This window comes from Allobosea sp. 01N443 (assembly GCF_056399325.1).
Genome location: NZ_JBFTRC010000031.1, coordinates 20,988 through 38,113, shown reverse-complemented (window position 1 = coordinate 38,113; position 17,126 = coordinate 20,988). Strand labels below are relative to the sequence as shown.

At 65.8% G+C, this 17,126-nt stretch carries 13 protein-coding genes; 9 read left to right on the top strand and 4 right to left on the bottom strand.

Translation table 11 applies throughout. From position 1 onward, the window contains the following. Positions 1-508, top strand: a 508-nt coding sequence (locus AC1DRP_RS11055) for an ABC transporter permease (protein WP_476768494.1), incomplete at its 5' end; no start/stop codon positions are given. Between the two features lie 2 nt (positions 509-510). Beyond that, entirely contained in the window at positions 511-1,896 is a 1,386-nt protein-coding gene (locus AC1DRP_RS11050) for an FAD-binding oxidoreductase (RefSeq protein WP_441506655.1), read from the top strand. Here AC1DRP_RS11050 and AC1DRP_RS11045 read toward each other — a convergent pair whose 3' ends face one another. Continuing rightward, positions 1,897-2,784, bottom strand: coding sequence for a hypothetical protein (locus tag AC1DRP_RS11045; RefSeq protein WP_476768493.1), 888 nt, complete (start codon positions 2,782-2,784; stop codon positions 1,897-1,899). A 312-nt stretch (positions 2,785-3,096) separates the two neighbouring features. Between AC1DRP_RS11045 and AC1DRP_RS11040 the strand changes: the two genes are divergently transcribed. The 4 genes from AC1DRP_RS11040 (at position 3,097) to AC1DRP_RS11025 (ending at position 6,970) form a co-directional block, all read left to right on the top strand. Beyond that, positions 3,097-4,242, top strand: a complete 1,146-nt coding sequence (locus AC1DRP_RS11040) for an MlaE family lipid ABC transporter permease subunit (RefSeq protein ID WP_441489090.1) — start codon at positions 3,097-3,099, stop codon at positions 4,240-4,242. A 16-nt stretch (positions 4,243-4,258) separates the two neighbouring features. After that, complete coding sequence (locus AC1DRP_RS11035; protein ID WP_441506653.1) at positions 4,259-5,113, top strand: ABC transporter ATP-binding protein; 855 nt, start codon at positions 4,259-4,261, stop codon at positions 5,111-5,113. Positions 5,114-5,229: 116 nt separating this feature from the next. Next, positions 5,230-6,363 (top strand): MlaD family protein, encoded by a 1,134-nt coding sequence (locus tag AC1DRP_RS11030; protein WP_476768492.1) that lies wholly within the window; start codon positions 5,230-5,232, stop codon positions 6,361-6,363. A 10-nt stretch (positions 6,364-6,373) separates the two neighbouring features. Then, positions 6,374-6,970, top strand: coding sequence for an ABC-type transport auxiliary lipoprotein family protein (locus AC1DRP_RS11025; RefSeq protein ID WP_476768491.1), 597 nt, complete (start codon positions 6,374-6,376; stop codon positions 6,968-6,970). A 198-nt stretch (positions 6,971-7,168) separates the two neighbouring features. Here AC1DRP_RS11025 and AC1DRP_RS11020 read toward each other — a convergent pair whose 3' ends face one another. Further along, on the bottom strand, positions 7,169-13,594 hold the full coding sequence (locus AC1DRP_RS11020; protein WP_476768490.1) for an apolipoprotein A-IV repeat region-like domain-containing protein: 6,426 nt from the start codon (positions 13,592-13,594) through the stop codon (positions 7,169-7,171). Positions 13,595-13,861: 267 nt separating this feature from the next. Here AC1DRP_RS11020 and AC1DRP_RS11015 point away from each other — a divergent pair, with 267 nt between their 5' ends. Together AC1DRP_RS11015 and AC1DRP_RS11010 are read left to right on the top strand one after the other, a co-directional pair. Further along, entirely contained in the window at positions 13,862-14,200 is a 339-nt protein-coding gene (locus AC1DRP_RS11015) for an Hpt domain-containing protein (protein WP_476768489.1), read from the top strand. A gap of 84 nt (positions 14,201-14,284) precedes the next feature. Then, the gene (locus tag AC1DRP_RS11010; RefSeq protein WP_069882120.1) at positions 14,285-14,605 is read left to right on the top strand and encodes a 2Fe-2S iron-sulfur cluster-binding protein; all 321 of its coding nucleotides are present in this window, start codon (positions 14,285-14,287) and stop codon (positions 14,603-14,605) included. Between the two features lie 21 nt (positions 14,606-14,626). Here the strand turns inward: AC1DRP_RS11010 and AC1DRP_RS11005 are convergent, their stop codons facing one another. Continuing rightward, positions 14,627-15,865 (bottom strand): MFS transporter, encoded by a 1,239-nt coding sequence (locus tag AC1DRP_RS11005; protein ID WP_441506649.1) that lies wholly within the window; start codon positions 15,863-15,865, stop codon positions 14,627-14,629. 206 nt (positions 15,866-16,071) lie between these two features. Between AC1DRP_RS11005 and AC1DRP_RS11000 the strand changes: the two genes are divergently transcribed. Beyond that, positions 16,072-16,500 carry a universal stress protein gene (locus AC1DRP_RS11000; RefSeq protein WP_069877316.1) on the top strand — a complete coding sequence of 143 codons (429 nt, stop codon included), beginning with the start codon at positions 16,072-16,074 and terminating at the stop codon, positions 16,498-16,500. Positions 16,501-16,520: 20 nt separating this feature from the next. Here the strand turns inward: AC1DRP_RS11000 and AC1DRP_RS10995 are convergent, their stop codons facing one another. Next, positions 16,521-17,117, bottom strand: a complete 597-nt coding sequence (locus AC1DRP_RS10995; protein WP_441489097.1) for a hypothetical protein — start codon at positions 17,115-17,117, stop codon at positions 16,521-16,523. Positions 17,118-17,126: the final 9 nt, after the last annotated feature.

Sequence of the window (17,126 nt, the reverse complement as noted above, 5' to 3'; positions counted from 1 at the left end):
GCCTTATGCGGTGGTCCTCCAGGTCACGCCGATCGTCGCGATCGCGCCGCTGATCATCATCTGGGCCGGCGACATCAACCTGTCGCTGCTGATCTGCGCCTGGATCGTCGCCTTCTTCCCGATCCTGTCGAACACGATCCTCGGGCTGAACTCGGCCGACCACAACCTGATCAATTTCTTCCAGCTCTATGGCGCGACGCGCTGGCAGACGATGCGCTATCTCAAGCTGCCGGCCGCGCTGCCTTACTTCCTGGCGGGCCTGAAGATCTCCGGCGGTCTTGCCCTGATCGGCGCGGTGGTGGCGGAGTTCGTTGCCGGAACGGGAGGGAGCGAGTCGGGCCTCGCCTACCGCATCCTCGAAGCCGGTTATCAGCTCAAGATTCCGCGGGTCTTCGCCGCCCTGATCATGATCTCGCTCTCGGGCATCGCGATCTTCCTGGTGACGAGCTGGATCTCGCATCTGCTGTTGCGGCGCTGGCATGAAAGCGCGCTGAAGCGGGAGAATTGATCATGAACGCCGTCCCGGACCGCAAACCGAGGGCGGTTCAGCCCTCGCGCTACGATATCGCGGGCTTCAAGACCGATATCGCCGACATCCCGCTGATCGATGAGCCGCAGGTCGTGCGCAAGCGCTCGCGCGACTTCTTCTGGTACTCGCCGATCCTCAATGCCGAACTGGCGAACAAGTCGGCCGATATCATCGTCTGTCCGCGCGACGAGGCCGATGTGGTGGGCGTTGCGGCGGCCTGTGCCAGGCGACGCATCCCGCTGACGGTGCGTGCCGCGGGAACCGGCAATTACGGTCAAGCCGTGCCGCTTGAAGGCGGCGTCCTGCTTGATATCACCGCACTGACCGCGATCGAGTGGCAGAAGCCCGGCGCGATCCGCGTCCAGGCCGGCGCCAGGTTGCTCGATATCGACATGGCGACCCGGCCATCCGGCTACGAATTGCGCATGCATCCCTCGACCAAACGATCGGCGACTGTMGGCGGCTTCGTCGCGGGCGGCTCGGGCGGCGTTGGGTCCGTGACCTATGGCGGCCTGCGCGAACCGGGCAATATCCTGGCGGCCCGCGTCGTCACGGTGGAGGAGCAGCCGCGCATTCTCGAGCTGCGCGACGATGCAGCCCAGAAGGTCAACCGCGCCTACGGCACGACCGGCATCATCACCGCGCTCGAAATGCCGCTGGCCCCGGCCTGGCCGTGGATCGACGTCATCGTCGCCTTCGACGATTACATGGAGGCGTTCCAGGCCGGCTATGAAGTCGCCCTGGCAGACGGCGTGGTCAAGAAGCTGGTGACGCCGATCTCATCGCCGATCCCGTCCTATTTCGGCGCGTTGAAGCAGCATTGCCCGCCAGGCAAGAGCATCCTGATCTGCATGATCGCGGAGGCCTCGCTCGGCCCCTTCAAGGCGATCATCGGTGCGCGCGGAACGGTGACCTATGAGGCGCCCTCGGAGGAGGGGCCGGGCACGGTGCCGCTCTATGAGTACACCTGGAACCACACGACGCTGCAATGGCTGAAGAGCGATCGCTCGATCACCTATCTGCAGTGCCTGTTCCCGCATGACCGGCTGGTCGCKAGCGCCCGCGAGATGATCGCACGCTTCCCGGACGAGGTGCTGCCTCATCACGAGTTCATCCGCTTCGGTGGACGCGTGACCGCGAGCGCCTTGCCGATTCTGCGCTACACGACCCCGGAGCGGCTGAACGAGATCATCGCGCTGCATGAGGAGGCGGGCGTGATGATCGCGAACCCGCATGTCGTCTCGCTCGAAGGCGGCAGCCGCCACAAGCGCGCCGATGCCGACCAGCTCGGCTTCAAGCACGAGGTCGATCCCTACGGGCTGCTGAACCCCGGCAAGATGGATAGTTTTGTCGCGAAACCCGGCTGATCAGGCGAAGAAGGCGAGCTTCTCGTCGACCGGGAGCGCTTCGATCTTGCGCAGCTCGACCTCCGACGTCGTCGCCGCGGCTCTCGGCTTCGGCGCAGCCACTGTGACCGCAGCCTCGGGGGCTTCCGCGAAGACGAGGTCTTCCTCTATCATCTGAATCGTGCTGAGCCGCCGATGATTGGAGGCTCTCGTTCGGATGCGCGGGGTCTCGTGCAGGGTGGAGCGCGGCTTGTCGTCGATCTCGACGATCTCGATGTCGTCATAGGTCGAGAGTGGAACGGCCTCGCGCAGATCAAGCGCCTTGGCAGGCATCGGGGGCGGCGTGATCCGGCTTGTGTCGGGGGCGACATGCATGCTGCCGGCGATGGCCCGCAGGCTGCTGTCGAGCATGGCAATCGTGTCGGCGATCTTGCCGATCTGCTGCGYGGTGCCCTCGACAACGGCGCTTGCCGCATAGATCTCCGTCGCCCGCCGATCGAGCAGGTCGCACATCACTTCCGCCGCGCCACTCTCGCGCAGGCCCCAGGCAGCTTCCTGGATGCTCTCGGTCGCGCCGACGATGCTGCCGGCCGCGGTCTCGATACGTGCAGCGAGACGCGACGACGGCTCGCCGGCCTTGCCGCTGATCCGTTCCAGATCGCTGCGCAGATCCATGATCAGCGCGATGGCCTCGCTCACATCTGGTCCGCTCGACGCCGGAGCAGCAGAGACGCCCATGGCATGCTGCAGCCTGTCGATGGCAGCCAGCACCTGAGCGGTGTCGGCCTGCCGGTTTCGCTTGGCGTGCTCGGCCATGAACCAGCGCCCGCGCGCGGTCTCCATCACTGCCGCGGCGATAGCCTCGTAGTCGGTCTCGCTCAGCGGTGTCAGCGAACGCGCGTCGCCCATGACGAACCTGCTCTCGGGGAGACTGACCGATTCGGGCCGGGCAGTCGTGATGATCCAGCGAAAACCGTGCGACAGAATTGATTAAGGAAGTGCTGCCATGCGGCATCGAAAGGCGCCTCGATGCACAAAAAAACCGGAGCGCGCCGATCACGCGGTGGGAGCGTTCGCGGCGACAGCGATGCAGCGCGACGACGCTTGCCAAGCGTGCCCGGCACGGCGATACAGGTTTCGGGGATAGGGCCTGACCTGGCATTAGGGTGCCATGCGCGGACGGAGGTCCGATGAGGCCGATCGAGGGACATCAGGGAGACCATGGCGAGCCTCGACACCGCCGAACCCCAGGCCGTCTTTCACGACGATGCAGGTAGCCTCGCCATCGAGCTGACCGGCTCCTGGAGCGCCGAGCGCGCGCCGCGCATTGAGGAATTGATCGCTGAAATGGGCGAACGCATCGCCTCGGTGTCGCGCGCGACCCTCGATCTCTCCGCGATCATCCGGCTCGATACGCTCGGCGCCTATGTTCTCAACCGGCTGAAGAACCAGCGCGAGGCCGCCGGGGGCTCGGTCGAACTCGTCAGCCGGAGGCCGGAGCACGCGGTGCTGCTGGCCGAGGTCAATATCCACGACTGCTCCGTCCCGCCGACGGTCCATCATTTCGGCATTGTCAGCGTGCTGGTGAATATCGGCGAGGCCATGGTCCGCTTCGGGCGCGACATGGTCGGCGGAGCGATGTTCCTCGGCGAGGTGGTGGTCGGCTCCGTCAGCGTCATGTTCGGTCCGCGCAAGTTCAGGGGACCGCCGCTCGTCAATCAGATCGAGCTGATCGCCTTCAATGGCGCGCCGATCATCATGCTGATCTCGTTTCTGGTCGGCTGCATCGTCGCCCAGCAGGGCATATTCCAGCTGCAGCAGTTCGGCGCTTCGGCCTTCGTCGTCAATTTGACGGGCATCCTGATTCTGCGCGAGCTCGGGGTACTGCTCACCTCGATCATGATTGCCGGCCGTTCAGGCTCGGCCTTCACCGCCGAGATCGGCTCGATGAAGATGCGCGAGGAAATCGACGCCTTGCGGGTGATGGGGCTCGACCCGATCGAGGTCCTCGTCGTTCCCCGCATCCTGGCGTTGATCATCTCGCTGCCGATCCTCACCTTCATCTCTTCCATGGCCGGCCTGGCGGGTGCGGCGCTGGTGAGCTGGCTCTATGGCGGCATCGGCATCGATACCTTCCTGGCGCGCCTCCAGTCGGTGATCACCTGGAAGCATTTCGCCGTCGGGCTGATCAAGGCTCCTTTCATGGCCTTCGTCATCGGTCTGATCGCCTCGATCGAAGGTCTCGCCGTCCAGGGCTCGGCCGAGTCGCTCGGCCGTCAGGTCACGGCCTCGGTGGTGAAGGCGATCTTCATGGTCATCCTGGTGGACGGGCTTTTCGCCATGTTCTTTGCATCCATCCAGTTTTGAGGGCGGTGGGCCGGGCATGAGCGCAAACTGGGGCCAGTCGGCGGGATATCCGCCGTCGCATGACGCGGCCGAACCGTCCGGGAGCAACCAGGACGCGCCGGAGCCTGTCATCAAGGTGCGCAATCTCAAGGTCGCCTTCGGGGACAAGGTGATCATGGACGGCCTCGATCTCGACGTCATGCGCGGCGAGATCCTCGGTTTCGTCGGTGGGTCCGGCACGGGAAAATCCGTCCTCACCCGCACGATCCTCGGGCTCGTGCGCAAGCAGCGCGGCACGATCGAGGTCTTCGGTGAGAATGTCGACGATCTCGAAGGGCCTGCGCGACGCGCCCTTGAACAGCGCTTTGGCGTCATGTTCCAGCACGGCGCTCTCTTCTCGGCTCTCAGCGTCAAGCAGAACATCCAGGTGCCGATGCGGGAATACCTGAAGCTGTCGCCCACGCTGCTCGACGAGATGGCGATGCTCAAGCTCGAGATGGTCGGTCTCAGGCCCGATGCGGCGGACAAGGCGCCTTCCGAGCTTTCGGGCGGCATGATCAAGCGCGCGGCGCTCGCGCGGGCGCTGGCGCTCGATCCCGAGATCGTCTTCCTTGACGAGCCGACCTCGGGCCTCGATCCGATCGGCGCTGCCGAATTCGACCAACTGATCATGACGCTGAAGGAAACGCTCGGCCTCACCGTCTTCATGGTGACGCATGATCTCGACAGCCTGTATTCGGCCTGCGACCGGATCGCTGCGCTGGCGGACAAACGCGTCATCGCGGTCGGGCCGATTGCGACGATGCTGGCCTCCGATCACCCCTGGCTGAAGGCGTATTTTGGTGGCGAACGGGCCCAGGCTCGCCTCCCTGCTGACCAGAGAAGGTCGTGAAGCGAGTTCGATAAGCGACCAGGGCCGCGAAACCCGGCCTCGATTGACGCGTTGGAGGAGAATGTTGCCCGAAAGCTGCTTCGCCCCTTGCAGAATCCTGCTCTAACGTTGCGCTAATGGAATCGCGCGCGAACTACGCACTGGTCGGTCTCTTCACGCTCGCGGTCCTCGCGGCGATGTTCGGCTTCGTCTACTGGTTCAACAGTGGCCTGGCGGGCCGCCGACAGGATGTCCGGATCGTCTTCAGCGGCACCGTCACCGGACTGGGGCGCGGTTCCAGCGTGCTTTTCAATGGCCTGCGTGTTGGCGAGGTCACCCGCATCGAGCTGCTGCCGGACGATCCTCGCCGGATTTACGCCGTCGTTCAGGTCGACAACACCACGCCGCTCAGGGTCGACACCCGAGCCCGGATCGAGGCTCRGGGGCTTGCGGGCGTCGTCGCCGTGCAGTTGCTGGGTGGCGACCCGGATTCCCCCGTGCTGAAGCCACTGCCTGGCCAGAGCCTGCCGACGATCATTGCCGAACGGTCCGAGTTCCAGGACATCCTCGAAACGGTGCGCACGATCGCCAAGCGGGCCGACGAGGTGCTCGGCGGCATCGAGGGGCTCGTCAAGGACAATGCTGGCTCGATCGGCAACACGGTCAGGAATGTGGAGAAATTCTCGGCTGCGCTCGGCAACAATTCCGACGGCATCGACAAGCTGATGAGCAGCTTCGGCCAGATCGCCGATACGATMGCCCCGCTTTCGCAGAAACTCGGCAGCCTGAGCGATGAACTTACCGAGGTTGTGAAGTCCGTCGACCAGCGCAAGGTCGCCAACATCGTCGCCAATGTCGACAAGTTCACCGCCGCACTGGGCGACAACAGCGAGGATGTCGGCAAGGTGGTGAAGGATGTCGCCTCCATTAGCGAGAAGCTCAACAAGGCGGCTGATCAGGTCGAGGGCGTGCTCAAGGCCGCGCAGGGGTTCCTGAATTCCGGGGACGGGCAGGGGGCGCTGGCCGAGGTCGGCAATGCTGCGCGCTCGATCCGCACCCTTGCCGAGAACCTCGACAAGCGCACTGCGGAGATCACGACCGGGATCAACCGCTTTACCGGGCCGGGCTTGCGCGACATCGAGAACCTCGCCGCCGAAGGCCGTCGGACGCTGACGGATTTCAACCGGGCGCTGCGCAATATCGAGCGCAATCCGCAACAGTTCATCTTTGGCGGCCGTCCGCCGCTTCCCCAGTATAGCGGATCGCGCTAGTCAGATGCCGATGTCGTCCCGCCTTGCGCCAGAACCTGGCTTCACGCCGATCGCCGCTCTCGTCCTGGCCGTCTCGCTCACGCTGAGCGGCTGCAGCGGCGGCGCGACGCCCACCACCTACGATCTGTCTGCGCCGCGCGATTTCGGCCGGGTCGGAGGAGCGCGCGCAGCCCTCGTCATCAACGAGCCGACGACGGTCCAGACCCTCGATTCCGATCGCATGATTGTCCGGGACTCTGCCGGCGCGCTGTCRTTCCTCGGCGGCACGCAATGGGCCGACCGGGTTCCGAAGCTCGTGCAGATACGGTTGCTCCAGACTTTCGAGAACGGCAGCCGCATCGCGTCGGTTTCGCTGCCGGGCGAACGGATCGTTCCCGATTTCCAGCTCAACACGGATATCCGCAGTTTCAATATCGATGCTGCGACGAACTCCGCCGTGGTCGAGATCACCGCGAAGCTGGTCGGGGACCGGACCGGGCACATCCAGCGCGCCAAACTGTTCTCGGCCAGGGTGCCCGTCGGTGCCGTCGACGGTGCCGCCGCCGCCCGCGCGCTCGACCAGGCGCTGTCGAAGGTTCTGATCGATATCGTCCGCTGGGCTGCTTAGATCACGCTGTGTTTGGACGGAATCGTCCAAACACAGCGTGATCTACTCTCATTGTTGAGAGCATGCTCAATGCGAAAAACCGTCGCCACGTTTTCGCAATGTGCTCTGGGCGAAAGCGACATCGAGTTCGCAAGGCTTCAATGAAAACGGCCGCCCGATTGGGCGGCCGTTTTGCATTTCGGGGTGGTGGAGGGGCGCTTACTCGAAGCGCCCGCTCGCATGGGCCAGCATGGTGTAGACCTTGCCGGTCTCGGAGGTGAGGTAGGTCTTCGCCACCATCGAGTCACGGTCGTCCTTGGCCGCCTCGCCGAGCAGGCGCTCGAACTCGTCGATGTAGCGGTCGACCGTCTCCTTGAACTCCGCATCGCGGCGGTACTTCCGCCGGATCTCGTCGAAGGTCTGCTGACCCTGCAGGGTATAGAGCCGGCGCGTGAAGACGTTGCGCTCGCCGCGCTTGTAGCGGTCCCAGAGCTCGACGGCCGCATCGTGGTCGATCATCCGGGCGATATCGACCGAGAGCGAATCGAGCTTCTCGATCGAGTGCGCAGTCGGCTTGCTCGGCTCCGCCTGCCGGTCCTCACGCGAGGCGCGGTTCAGCAGATCGGACAGCCAGCCGGACTTGGCCGGGGGCTGTTCCGGTGTGGCCTGACGGCGCGAAGCGTCCGGTGCGGGCGTCGGGCGAGCCGGGGCTGCCTTCGCATCGGCGCGCGGTTCCGGCTTGGCAGGCTCGGCTGTCGCATCGATCGAGGGCCGCAGCGGTTCGGCCAGGGTCGTCACGCGTGCCTGCGTGACGGAGGCGGAATAGGCCGGGGCTGCCGGCATGACCGCAGCCGGACGGCGAGCCGGGGCTTCGGCAGGGCCGGCATTGCGCCCGGCGCGCGTCGCGATTTCGGTCAGCTCGTTGAGCGCCTTGATCTGCTCGGCAACCACACGGCGCATCTCTGCCGTCGATTCCTGCGTCTCCTTCGGCAGGTCGAGGACGCCGCGCTTCAGTTCGGAGCGTGTCGCCTCGAGCTCGCGCTGGATCTCGGTGGAGATCTTGCGCATGTCCTCGGCGGCGCCCTGGAAGCGTTCCGTGACCTTGGACAGCTCGTTGCCGAGTTCTCCGCTGACCTGCTCATAGGCCGAGCGCAGAGCGTGCGCAGTGCGCTCGCGCTCCTTGCCCGTGGTGGCACGGATCATCTCGAACTGCTGCATGATCGCGCCGGTCGTGGCTTCGGCCGACTCTGTCAGCACGCCGCCGATCTGGCGTGCGCGTGCTTCGGCGCTGCTCAGCGACTCGTCGATCAAGGCCGCGAAGGAGCGCGTGATCGTTTCGATGTCGTCGGTCTTGCCCGAGATCAGGCCATGCACTTCCTCGAGCGTGTCCTTGCGATCGGCGAGAGCCTTGCCGACACGCGCCTCGACCTGCTCGAGCCGCGAGGCAACAGCGTGCAGCGCAGCCGTGCTTGCCTGGGTAACCTCGGAGAGCGAGGTGCCCTGGCCGTCGAGCTGGCCGACAAGCGCAGCGGTCTGGCGCAAGGTGCCTTCCGAGAAGGCCTTGAGCTCCTCGACCTGGGCCGCGACCTGTTCCGTCGCCCCCTTGGTCTCGTCCATGACGGTGGCGAGCACTGCCTGCAGGTCGCTGACGCGCTCCGACAGGCCGGCCTCGATCGCGCCGAGGTTCTTGTTCGCGCCGTTGACGATCTGCTGCATCAGCTTGTTGGCTTCGCCCAGGCGGCCAAGCATGCCGCCGAGCTCGCCGCGAAGCTGCTCGTTGGTGCTGACCAGGGCTTCGACCGACTGGCGCGTTCCGACCTCAAGCGTGTCGCGCAGCCCCGCCGACGAGGTGTCGAGCGCAGCCGTGATCTCGGTGCCGCGTTCGCGCAGGCCGGCGAGGATCGAAGAGCCGCGGCTCTCGATGGCGCTGACCACGGTTTCGCCGACCGACGCGACCTCGTTGGCGATGGCCTCGCCGCGCAGGCCGAGCGCCGCAACCATGCCGCCGCCCTTGTCGTCGAACAGGGCGCGCAGTTCGTCGGCGCGGGCCCCGAGCGAGACCGAGATCTCCTCGGACTTGTTGTGCAGTGTGTCGGCGATCTGCTGGCCGCGCGTGTCGAGCGTCCCGGAGACGGAGTCGAGACGGTTGACCACGCGCTCCTCGAAGCGCGCGACGCTCTGGTCGAGCGTATCGGCGATCTGCAACGCCCGCCCGCCAAGGGTGGCGTTGATGGTATCGGCCTTCTCGCTGAGCGTGCGCGTGAGCGACTCGCTCTTCGAAGTGACGACGTCCCCGATCTCGTCTGCCTTTGCCGCCAGGGCTCGGGTGACCTCCCGGCCGCCCTCGGCAAGCACGCGGGCGATGTCGACAGTGCGTTCGACCAGCGCCTCGTTGAGCGCGGTGGCCCGCGAGCCGAGATTGCCGTCGATGCGGGCAATGAGCCCGTCAAGGGAGGTGGCGATCTCGGCACTCTTGGCGCCGGAACGCTCCTCGAACACCTTGATCTGCTCTTCCATGGCCGTCGCCGCTTCCTGGGTTCGGGCGGCGAGAATATCGGCGGCCTCTGCCGCGCGGGTGCCGATGCGGTCGGCCAGCGCCTGGCCGTCGCCGGTCAGCAGCCGCTCGGCCTCGTTCAGGCGCGCCGCCACGGATTCGGTGAATTCGCGCGTGTCTGTGCTGAGCTTGGTTGCAAGGGCTCCGCCCTGACGGACCACGATGTCTTCGAAGGCGTCGAGGCGGATGCCGAGCGCGGCTTCAACTTCGCGACCCTGCGTGTCGAACAGGCTCGTGAACGCGGCAAGGCGTTCGCCAAGGCCGCTCTCGATGTCGCGGCCCTGTGTGTCGAACAGCTGGGTGAAGGCCGCGAGGCGTTCGTCGAGGCCGCTTGCGATGCCGTGACCATGCGTGTCGAACAGCTGGGTGAAGGCCGTGAGGCGTTCGTCGAGGCTGCTCGCGACGCCGTGACCATGGCTGTCGAACAGCTGGGTAAAGGCCGCGAGGCGTTCGTCGAGGCCGCTGGCGATGCCGTGCCCCTTGGTATCGAACAGCTGGGTGAAGGCGGCGAGGCGCTGGTCGAGGCCACTCGCGATGCCGTGGCCCCTGGTATCGAACAGCTGGTTGAAGGCGGCGAGGCGCTGGTCGAGACCGCTGGCGATGCCTTGGCCCTTGTTGTCGAACAGCTGGTTGAACGCTTCGAGGCGTTCGTCGAGGCCGCCGGCGATGCCTTGGCCCTTGCTGTCGAACAGGTGGTTGAACGCTTCGAGGCGTTCGTCGAGGCCGCTGGCGATACCGTGGCCCTTGCTGTCGAACAGCTGGTTGAACGCTTCGAGGCGTTCGTCGAGGCCATTCGCGATGCCGTGACCCTGCGTGTCGAACAGATGAGTGAAGGCAGCAAGGCGCTCGTTGAGGCCCGTCTCGATGCCACGGCCCTGCGTGTCGAACAGCTGGGTGAAGGCGGCGAGGCGTTCGTTGAGGCTGGTCTCGATGCCACGACCCTGCGTTTCAAACAGCTGGGTGAAGGCGACGAGACGCTCGCTGAGATTGCTCTCGATGCCGCGGCCCTGCGAGTCGAACAGATGCGTGAGTGCGGCGAGGCGGTCGTTGAGGCCGTGCTCGATGACGCGCCCTTGCGAGTCGAAGAGCTGGGACAGGGAGACAAGCCGCTCGTTGAGCGTGGCCTCGATACCCCGACCCTGGGTCTCGAACAGCTCGGAGAAGGCAGCGAGGCGCGCAGCCAGGGTGCCGTCGATCTGGCGGCCCTGCGTATCGAAGAGCTGGTTCAGCGCGTCGTGGCGGCTTGCCAGCGTCTCGTTCAGCGCCTGGGCACGGTTCTCGACCGAGCGCAGCATCGACTCGGCATTGGCGGCCAGGGCCTCGTTGACGCGTCCCCCCTGCTGGGTCAGCGCCAGCACGATTTCCCTGCCGGTGTCGGCAAGAAGCGTGCGCGCGTCTTCTGCATGCACGGTGAAGGTGGCGCGCAACCCCTGTGTCGCTTCGCTGACAGTTTCGGCGACATGGCGGCCATCGACATTGATGGTCTCGGTGAGGCTGCGGGTGGCGTCGGTCATGCGCCGTGCCAGATCCTCGCTCTGCTCGCCGAGCAGGGTGTGAACCTCGCGGCCGGTGCTGACGAGATCGCGGATCATCGTCTCGCGCTGCTCGCCGAGCAGGGCGCCGACCTCCTGGCTGGTTTCGCCGAGGCGGGCGATGAAGCCGGCCTGCTGCTGCTCAAGTGCGGAGCGGGCGCTCTCGACGCTTTCCGTCACGCGGGTCGCAAGCGCATCGCCTTGTTCGCCGAGCTTGAGGTGGAGGTTCTCTCCGGTCTCGGCAAGCTGGGTGATCAGTGCGCCACCGCGTTCGGCGAGCAGGTTGTGCACGGAGCGGCCGACATCGGCGACCCGCGTGACCAGCGCCTGGCTCTGGCCGCTGAGCAGATCCTGCATGTCGAGGCCGGCCTGCGAGACCTTCACCGTCATGCCGCCGGTCTGCTCTTCGAGCAGGGCGCTGACCTTGGTGCCGGTCTCGGACAGGCTGGTGATGAGAGAGCTGCGCTGTTCGCTGATCAGGCTGTGGACTTCCTGCCCGGCAAGGCCGAGGCGCGCGACCAGGTTGTCGCCTTCCTGACCGATCAGGTTCTGGACATCCTTGCCGCTGCGGCCGAGGCGGGCGACGAGCGCATCGCCCTGCTCGTTCAGGAGCTTGTGCACGTCCTCGCCGGTCTGGCCGAGGCGGGCGGCCAGCGTTTCGCCATGGCGGTCGAGCAGGGATTCGACATCCTTCCCGGCGCCGGAGACGCGGCTGGTGAGCTTCTCGGCCTGCTGATCGAGCAGGGTATGCACGATCTCGCCGGTCTCGGAGAGGCGGGTCACGAGGCTGCCGCCCTGCTCGGTGAAGAGCCCATGCAGGCTGGTGCCGACATCGGTGATCCGGGTCGTCAGTTCGTCGCCCTGGCGGCCGACCGTATCCCCCAGCGATTTGCTCGCCTCGTCGAAACGCAGCACGATGGYGTCGCCGCGTTCGCGCAGCACGTCCTCGACGGTGCGGGCCGTCTCGGTGAGGCGGCTGACCAGCGTCTCGCCCTGGCTGTCGATCAGCCCGTGCACGTTGTTGCCGACTTCAAGCAGGCGCGAAGCCATGCTCTCATGCTGCCGGCTGAGCAGGCTGTGGACGCCGCGGCCGACCTCGGCGAGGCGCGTGGTGACGCTTTCGCCTTCGCTCGAGAGYGAGCTGCGCAGGGTCTCTCCGGTCTCCGCGATACGCTGGGTCAGCGTCTCGCTCTGGCCCTCGATCAGGCCGACCAGCGTGCGGCCGCTCTGCTCGAAGCGCTCGGCGACGGTGGTGCCCCGCTCCGAGATCTCCTGGGCCAGGCTTTCGCCCGTCTGCCTCAGGGTCTCGTTGACGGTCTCGACCCGCGYCGTCAGCGTCTCGACGACCTGCGAGCCGGTCTCGCTGATCGCCTTGGTGACGTCGCGGGCGCCCGAGGTTAGGCCCTCTGTCAGAACCTGGCCGGTACGCTCCAGCGAGGAGGCAATTTCCTGAGCGCGCCCGTCGAGCATCGTCGACAGGTTGTCGCTGGCGCCGGACAGCCGCTCGCTGACCTCGCCTGAAGTGATCTGCAGGCGTTCGACCAGTTCGTGGCTGCGGCCGCTGATCTCGTCGATCATGCGCTCACCGGCGCGGCCGAGCGCGACCGTGATCTGGTCGCCCTTCTCGCCGAGCGAGCCGGTGACGCGGTCGCCGGCCTGAGAGACGGCTTCGGCAATGCTGCGGCTGGCGCTTTCCAGATCCTTGGAGAGGGACTCATGTGCGCCGCTGATCGCGAATTTCACGCGCTCGGCATTGCCCACAACGGATTCCCGCTGGGTGACGAGCTCGTCGATAAGCGCGCGCAGCCGGATTTCGTTATCCGCATAGGCGCGCTCGAGCGTGGCGATCTCGCCGCGCACGATCGTTTCCAGTTCGCCGGCGCGTGCGACGGCGCGCTCGATGCCGTCGCCCATGGCGGCGACTTCTCGACGGATGGTCTGGCTCAACGAGAGAACGGAATCGGCGCCGACCACTTCCGGCTCGGCCAGGCGCAACGCGACCTCCGTCATCGCACGCGAGACGAGGCGCATCTCCTGGGTGCGGCGGTACAGTGCTGCGAGCACGAAGAAGAAGACGATGGGGGTGCCGATCGCCAATGCGAGCATGGCCCATTCGCCAGGGCCGAAGCCGGCGAGGCCTTCCGGCACGCCGCCGCTGAACGACCCGAAGCGGCCGACGAGCACGAAGGCGACGCCGGCGAGCCAGAGCAGCGAGGCAAAGCCCGCGAACCAGGAGGGGCGGCGCGAGGGGCGGACCGAGAAGGCCTGGACGAGGGAACTGGAATCGCGGCGGTCGTCATTGGCGACGCGGCTGGTATCGGGCGCGATCGCCGGGCGTGGGGCCGCTGCCTGCGGTGCGGGGGCGGGTTCCGGCGGCCTGGGCGCGGGCTCGACGCGAGGCAGGTCGAGCTTGAGATCGCCTTCAGTGGCCGAAGGCAGCTTCGGTTCGGATGGGTGGGGCTCCGCACCGAGGGGCTTCGACTGGTCGAGCCGCAGGGCCTCCTCGATCGCGGACATCGCCGCTTCTGTCGGGTCCTGGAGCTTGTTCTGTCGGGTCATGATTGCCGCCTCGCAACGCTACTTCGATGGGTCGACATCGCCGCGACCCTCGCGCTGCCGGGCGCCGCCTCTGGCGACCGACATCAGGAGGGACAATGCGCCCATCATTTACCAGTTGGAAGGGTAGTGGAGGCTCTATGCGATTGGAACCCATTTGAGGCCCCGATTCACAAACGTCGTTAACGCCTCGTTCACCATGTTGGCGCTTGTTTGAGCATGGGAGCCGCCAAGTCGGCTCGTACAAAATGCGTGTTTCCGAGTGCTCCAATGCCCCAAAAAGCCATTGATCTTGCTCACCTCGCCCGCCAGACCGGCGGCGATCACGACCTCGAGCGCGAGCTGCTGACGCTCTTCGCGCAGCAATGCATCAGCCATTTGCGGACGATCCATTCCGGCAGCGACATCAAGGCCAGGATGGACGCGGCGCATACCTTGAAGGGAGCGGCCAGCGCGATCGGAGCCTGGTCGGTTGCCGAAGCCGCCGATGCCATGGAACGCCAACTGGCTGGCGATGATCCGGCGCGCAGGGACAATGCGATGGATGYCCTGGCCCTGGCCGCGGCCGAGGCACGCGCTGCGATTTCCACGATCGATTGCGCCGCCTGAGGGGCGGTCAGGCGGTCAACGCTCTTTCCACAATGCCTGGAAATGCTCTAAGCGGTGCCGGCGTTGGCCCCGCCGGAGTTTATGATGCCGAAGATCACTTTCATCGATGCCCAGGGAGAAAGCCGTACCGTTGAGGCCGAGACCGGCTCGACGGTCATGGAAACGGCCGTGCGCAACGGGATTCCCGGCATTGAAGCCGAATGCGGCGGTGCCTGTGCCTGCGCGACCTGCCACGTCTATGTCGACGATGCCTGGGCCGAGAAGACCGGCCATGCCGAGTCCATGGAAGAGGATATGCTCGACTTTGCGTTCGACGTGCGCCCGACCTCGCGGCTCTCGTGCCAGATCAGGGTTCGCGACGAACTCGACGGTCTCGTCGTGCGCACGCCGGCCCGTCAGGGCTGAGCAGTCGGGCCTAGGGCGGTCCTACTCGGCCGCAGCCGGCACGACTGACGCCAGCATTGTCTCGCGCCCGGGCACGGGATGGCGCGGGACCAGGAAAGCCAGCGTCAGCGAGACGGTGGCGACCGCCGCGCCGATGTAGAAGACGATCGCAGGGTCGCGGATCCAGAGCAGTCCGAAGGTCACGGGCAGGAAGACTGCGGCGATGTGGTTGATCGTGAAGGCCACTGCAGAGGTCGGGGCGATATCGGCCGGGTCCGCGATCTTCTGGAAATAGGTCCTTTGCGCCAGGACGAGCGTGAAGAAGACCCCGTCGACGATGAAGAGTGCCCCGGCGACGAAGACGCCCCAGCCGGCGAAATGCCCGTGGCTTGCCAGCGCATAGCCGACGAAGACGGCGATCAGAGAGATGTTCTCGAGCTGGATCGTCGCACGTTCGCCGACACGCCCGACGAGATGGCCGAGCATCGGCCCCACGAAGGTGTTGATGCCGTAGGTCGCAAGCAGAAGCGTAGCCGTCGCTGCGACATCGTAGCCGAAACGCTCGACCAGCAGGAAGCCGCCAAAGGCCATGAAGATCTGCCGGCGCGCGCCCGACATGAAGGTCAGGGCATAATAGAGCCAGTAGCGCTTGCGCAGGACGAAGCCCTTGTTCTGCGGCACGGCACCCTGGAAGCGTGGAAACAGCAGCCAGGTGGCGCCGGTCAGGCAGATGGTGAGCAGGCCCGCCACCACAAAGATGATCGTGTAACCCGGCTGGAACAGCCGCCAGATCAGCGCGATCGAGCCGAAGGCAAGCAGCTGTGCGGCGGCCGAGGCGCCTGCGATCTTGCCGAGAAGCCTTGGGGCCTCCGCCTTGGGCAGCAATTGCAGCTGCAGGGATTGCTGCGCGGTCTCGTAGTAATGGAAGCCGAGCGACATGATCGTGGTGGTGATCAGGAGGCCACCGAGACTGGGATAGAAGCCGGTGATCGCAACCCCGAAGCCGAGCGTGAGCAGGCTGAGATAGGCGAGGATCTGCTCGCGCATGAACCAGAACAGGATGATCGCCGTGAAGGCGAGGAAGCCTGGAATCTCGCGGACGGATTGCAGGATGCCGATATCCTGCCCGGTGAAGCCGGCGGCTTCCTTGGCGAAATTGTTGAGCAGCGCGCTCCAGCTTGCAAAGCCGAGCCAGTTGACGAAGGCCAGCACCATCAGGAAGGCGGCAGGCGAGTGCAGCAGCCCGCGTGGCGGGCCTGAGGCGGGCTGGGCGTCGGTCACATCGGATTACCGGACAGGAGGAACGGCCATCGGCGCCGCCACGGACTTCACAAGACTGCTTCCGTGCGGCGATACTCTAGGCGAGGCCCGGGCTGCGTCAATTCCGCCCTGTCATGGCGACCATGCGGAACGCTGCGCGTGCCTGGATGTGGTATCGTAGGGCGGCGGCTGCGGAATCTGGCGATGCCGAAAATCGGGGGGATGCGATGTACAGATCGATTCTGGTTCCCGTTGATCTTGCCGAGGTTGACTTCGCGGCGCTCGCCATCAACGCGGCGGTGTCCTTCGCCGAAGCGTCAGGCGGAACCATAAGGCTGGTCTATGTCCGGTCGCTCGTGCCGATCACCTACATGGAGTTCGTGCCGGCTGATTTCGACACCGAACAACAGAGCGAGGCGGAGGCCAAGCTCGCCGATATCGCGGCGGGCATTCCGTTGCCGCCGGATCGTGTTTCCGCAAAGGTGCTGGTCGGTTCGATCCATGGAGAGGTGCTGGCGGAAGCCGATGCGAGCGGCGCCGATCTGATCGTGATCGGCTCGCACGAGCCCGGCATGCTCGCCTATGTCATCGGCTCCAATGCATCGGCCATCGTGCGCCGCGCGAAGTGCTCGGTGTTGGTCGTGCGCAGCGGCTGAGGCGGCCGGAAAGCGGCCTGTCAGCCTGCCGAGGCGCGCGGCACCAGGTCGTCCGGTACTTCGCCTGTCTGCAGCTCGCGGGGACGGTTGAGCTTGACCATCGGCCCGACCTGCCAGAGCGAGGCGAGAGCAAGCAGGATACCCAGCCATCCCGCCGAGCTGGAGCCCTGCAGGAAGGCGCGCAGCGTGAACATGATCAACATGAGCAGGGACAGGCCGCTGACCACGGTCAGCAGCAGCCAGTTCCAGTTCGGCTTGCCGGCGAGAAAACGGGCGCGGGGATTGGCCCTGACGATTGCGGCCGACAGCGCTTCGACAAAGGCACGATAGCCGGCATCGTCACGCTCCATGTCGGTGAGCGAGCGCCAGGACAGGTTGCCGAAGGTGATGCTCTTGCCGTCGCTCAGCCTGAGCTGCGTCTTGAATCCCTTCGAGGAGATATTGCTCGGCGCATAGACGAAGCGAACCTGCTCGACCGCCGAGAGCCTGACCTGATCGACCTTGCGTGTGCTGTCGATCTCGAGCGTATCGCCCTTCAGGCGGTACGTGATTTCGAAGCCGACCGGCTTGGGACGCTGGCGCCAGGACGGCGGGAGCGCATCATCGTCATCTTGCATGGCGGCAGC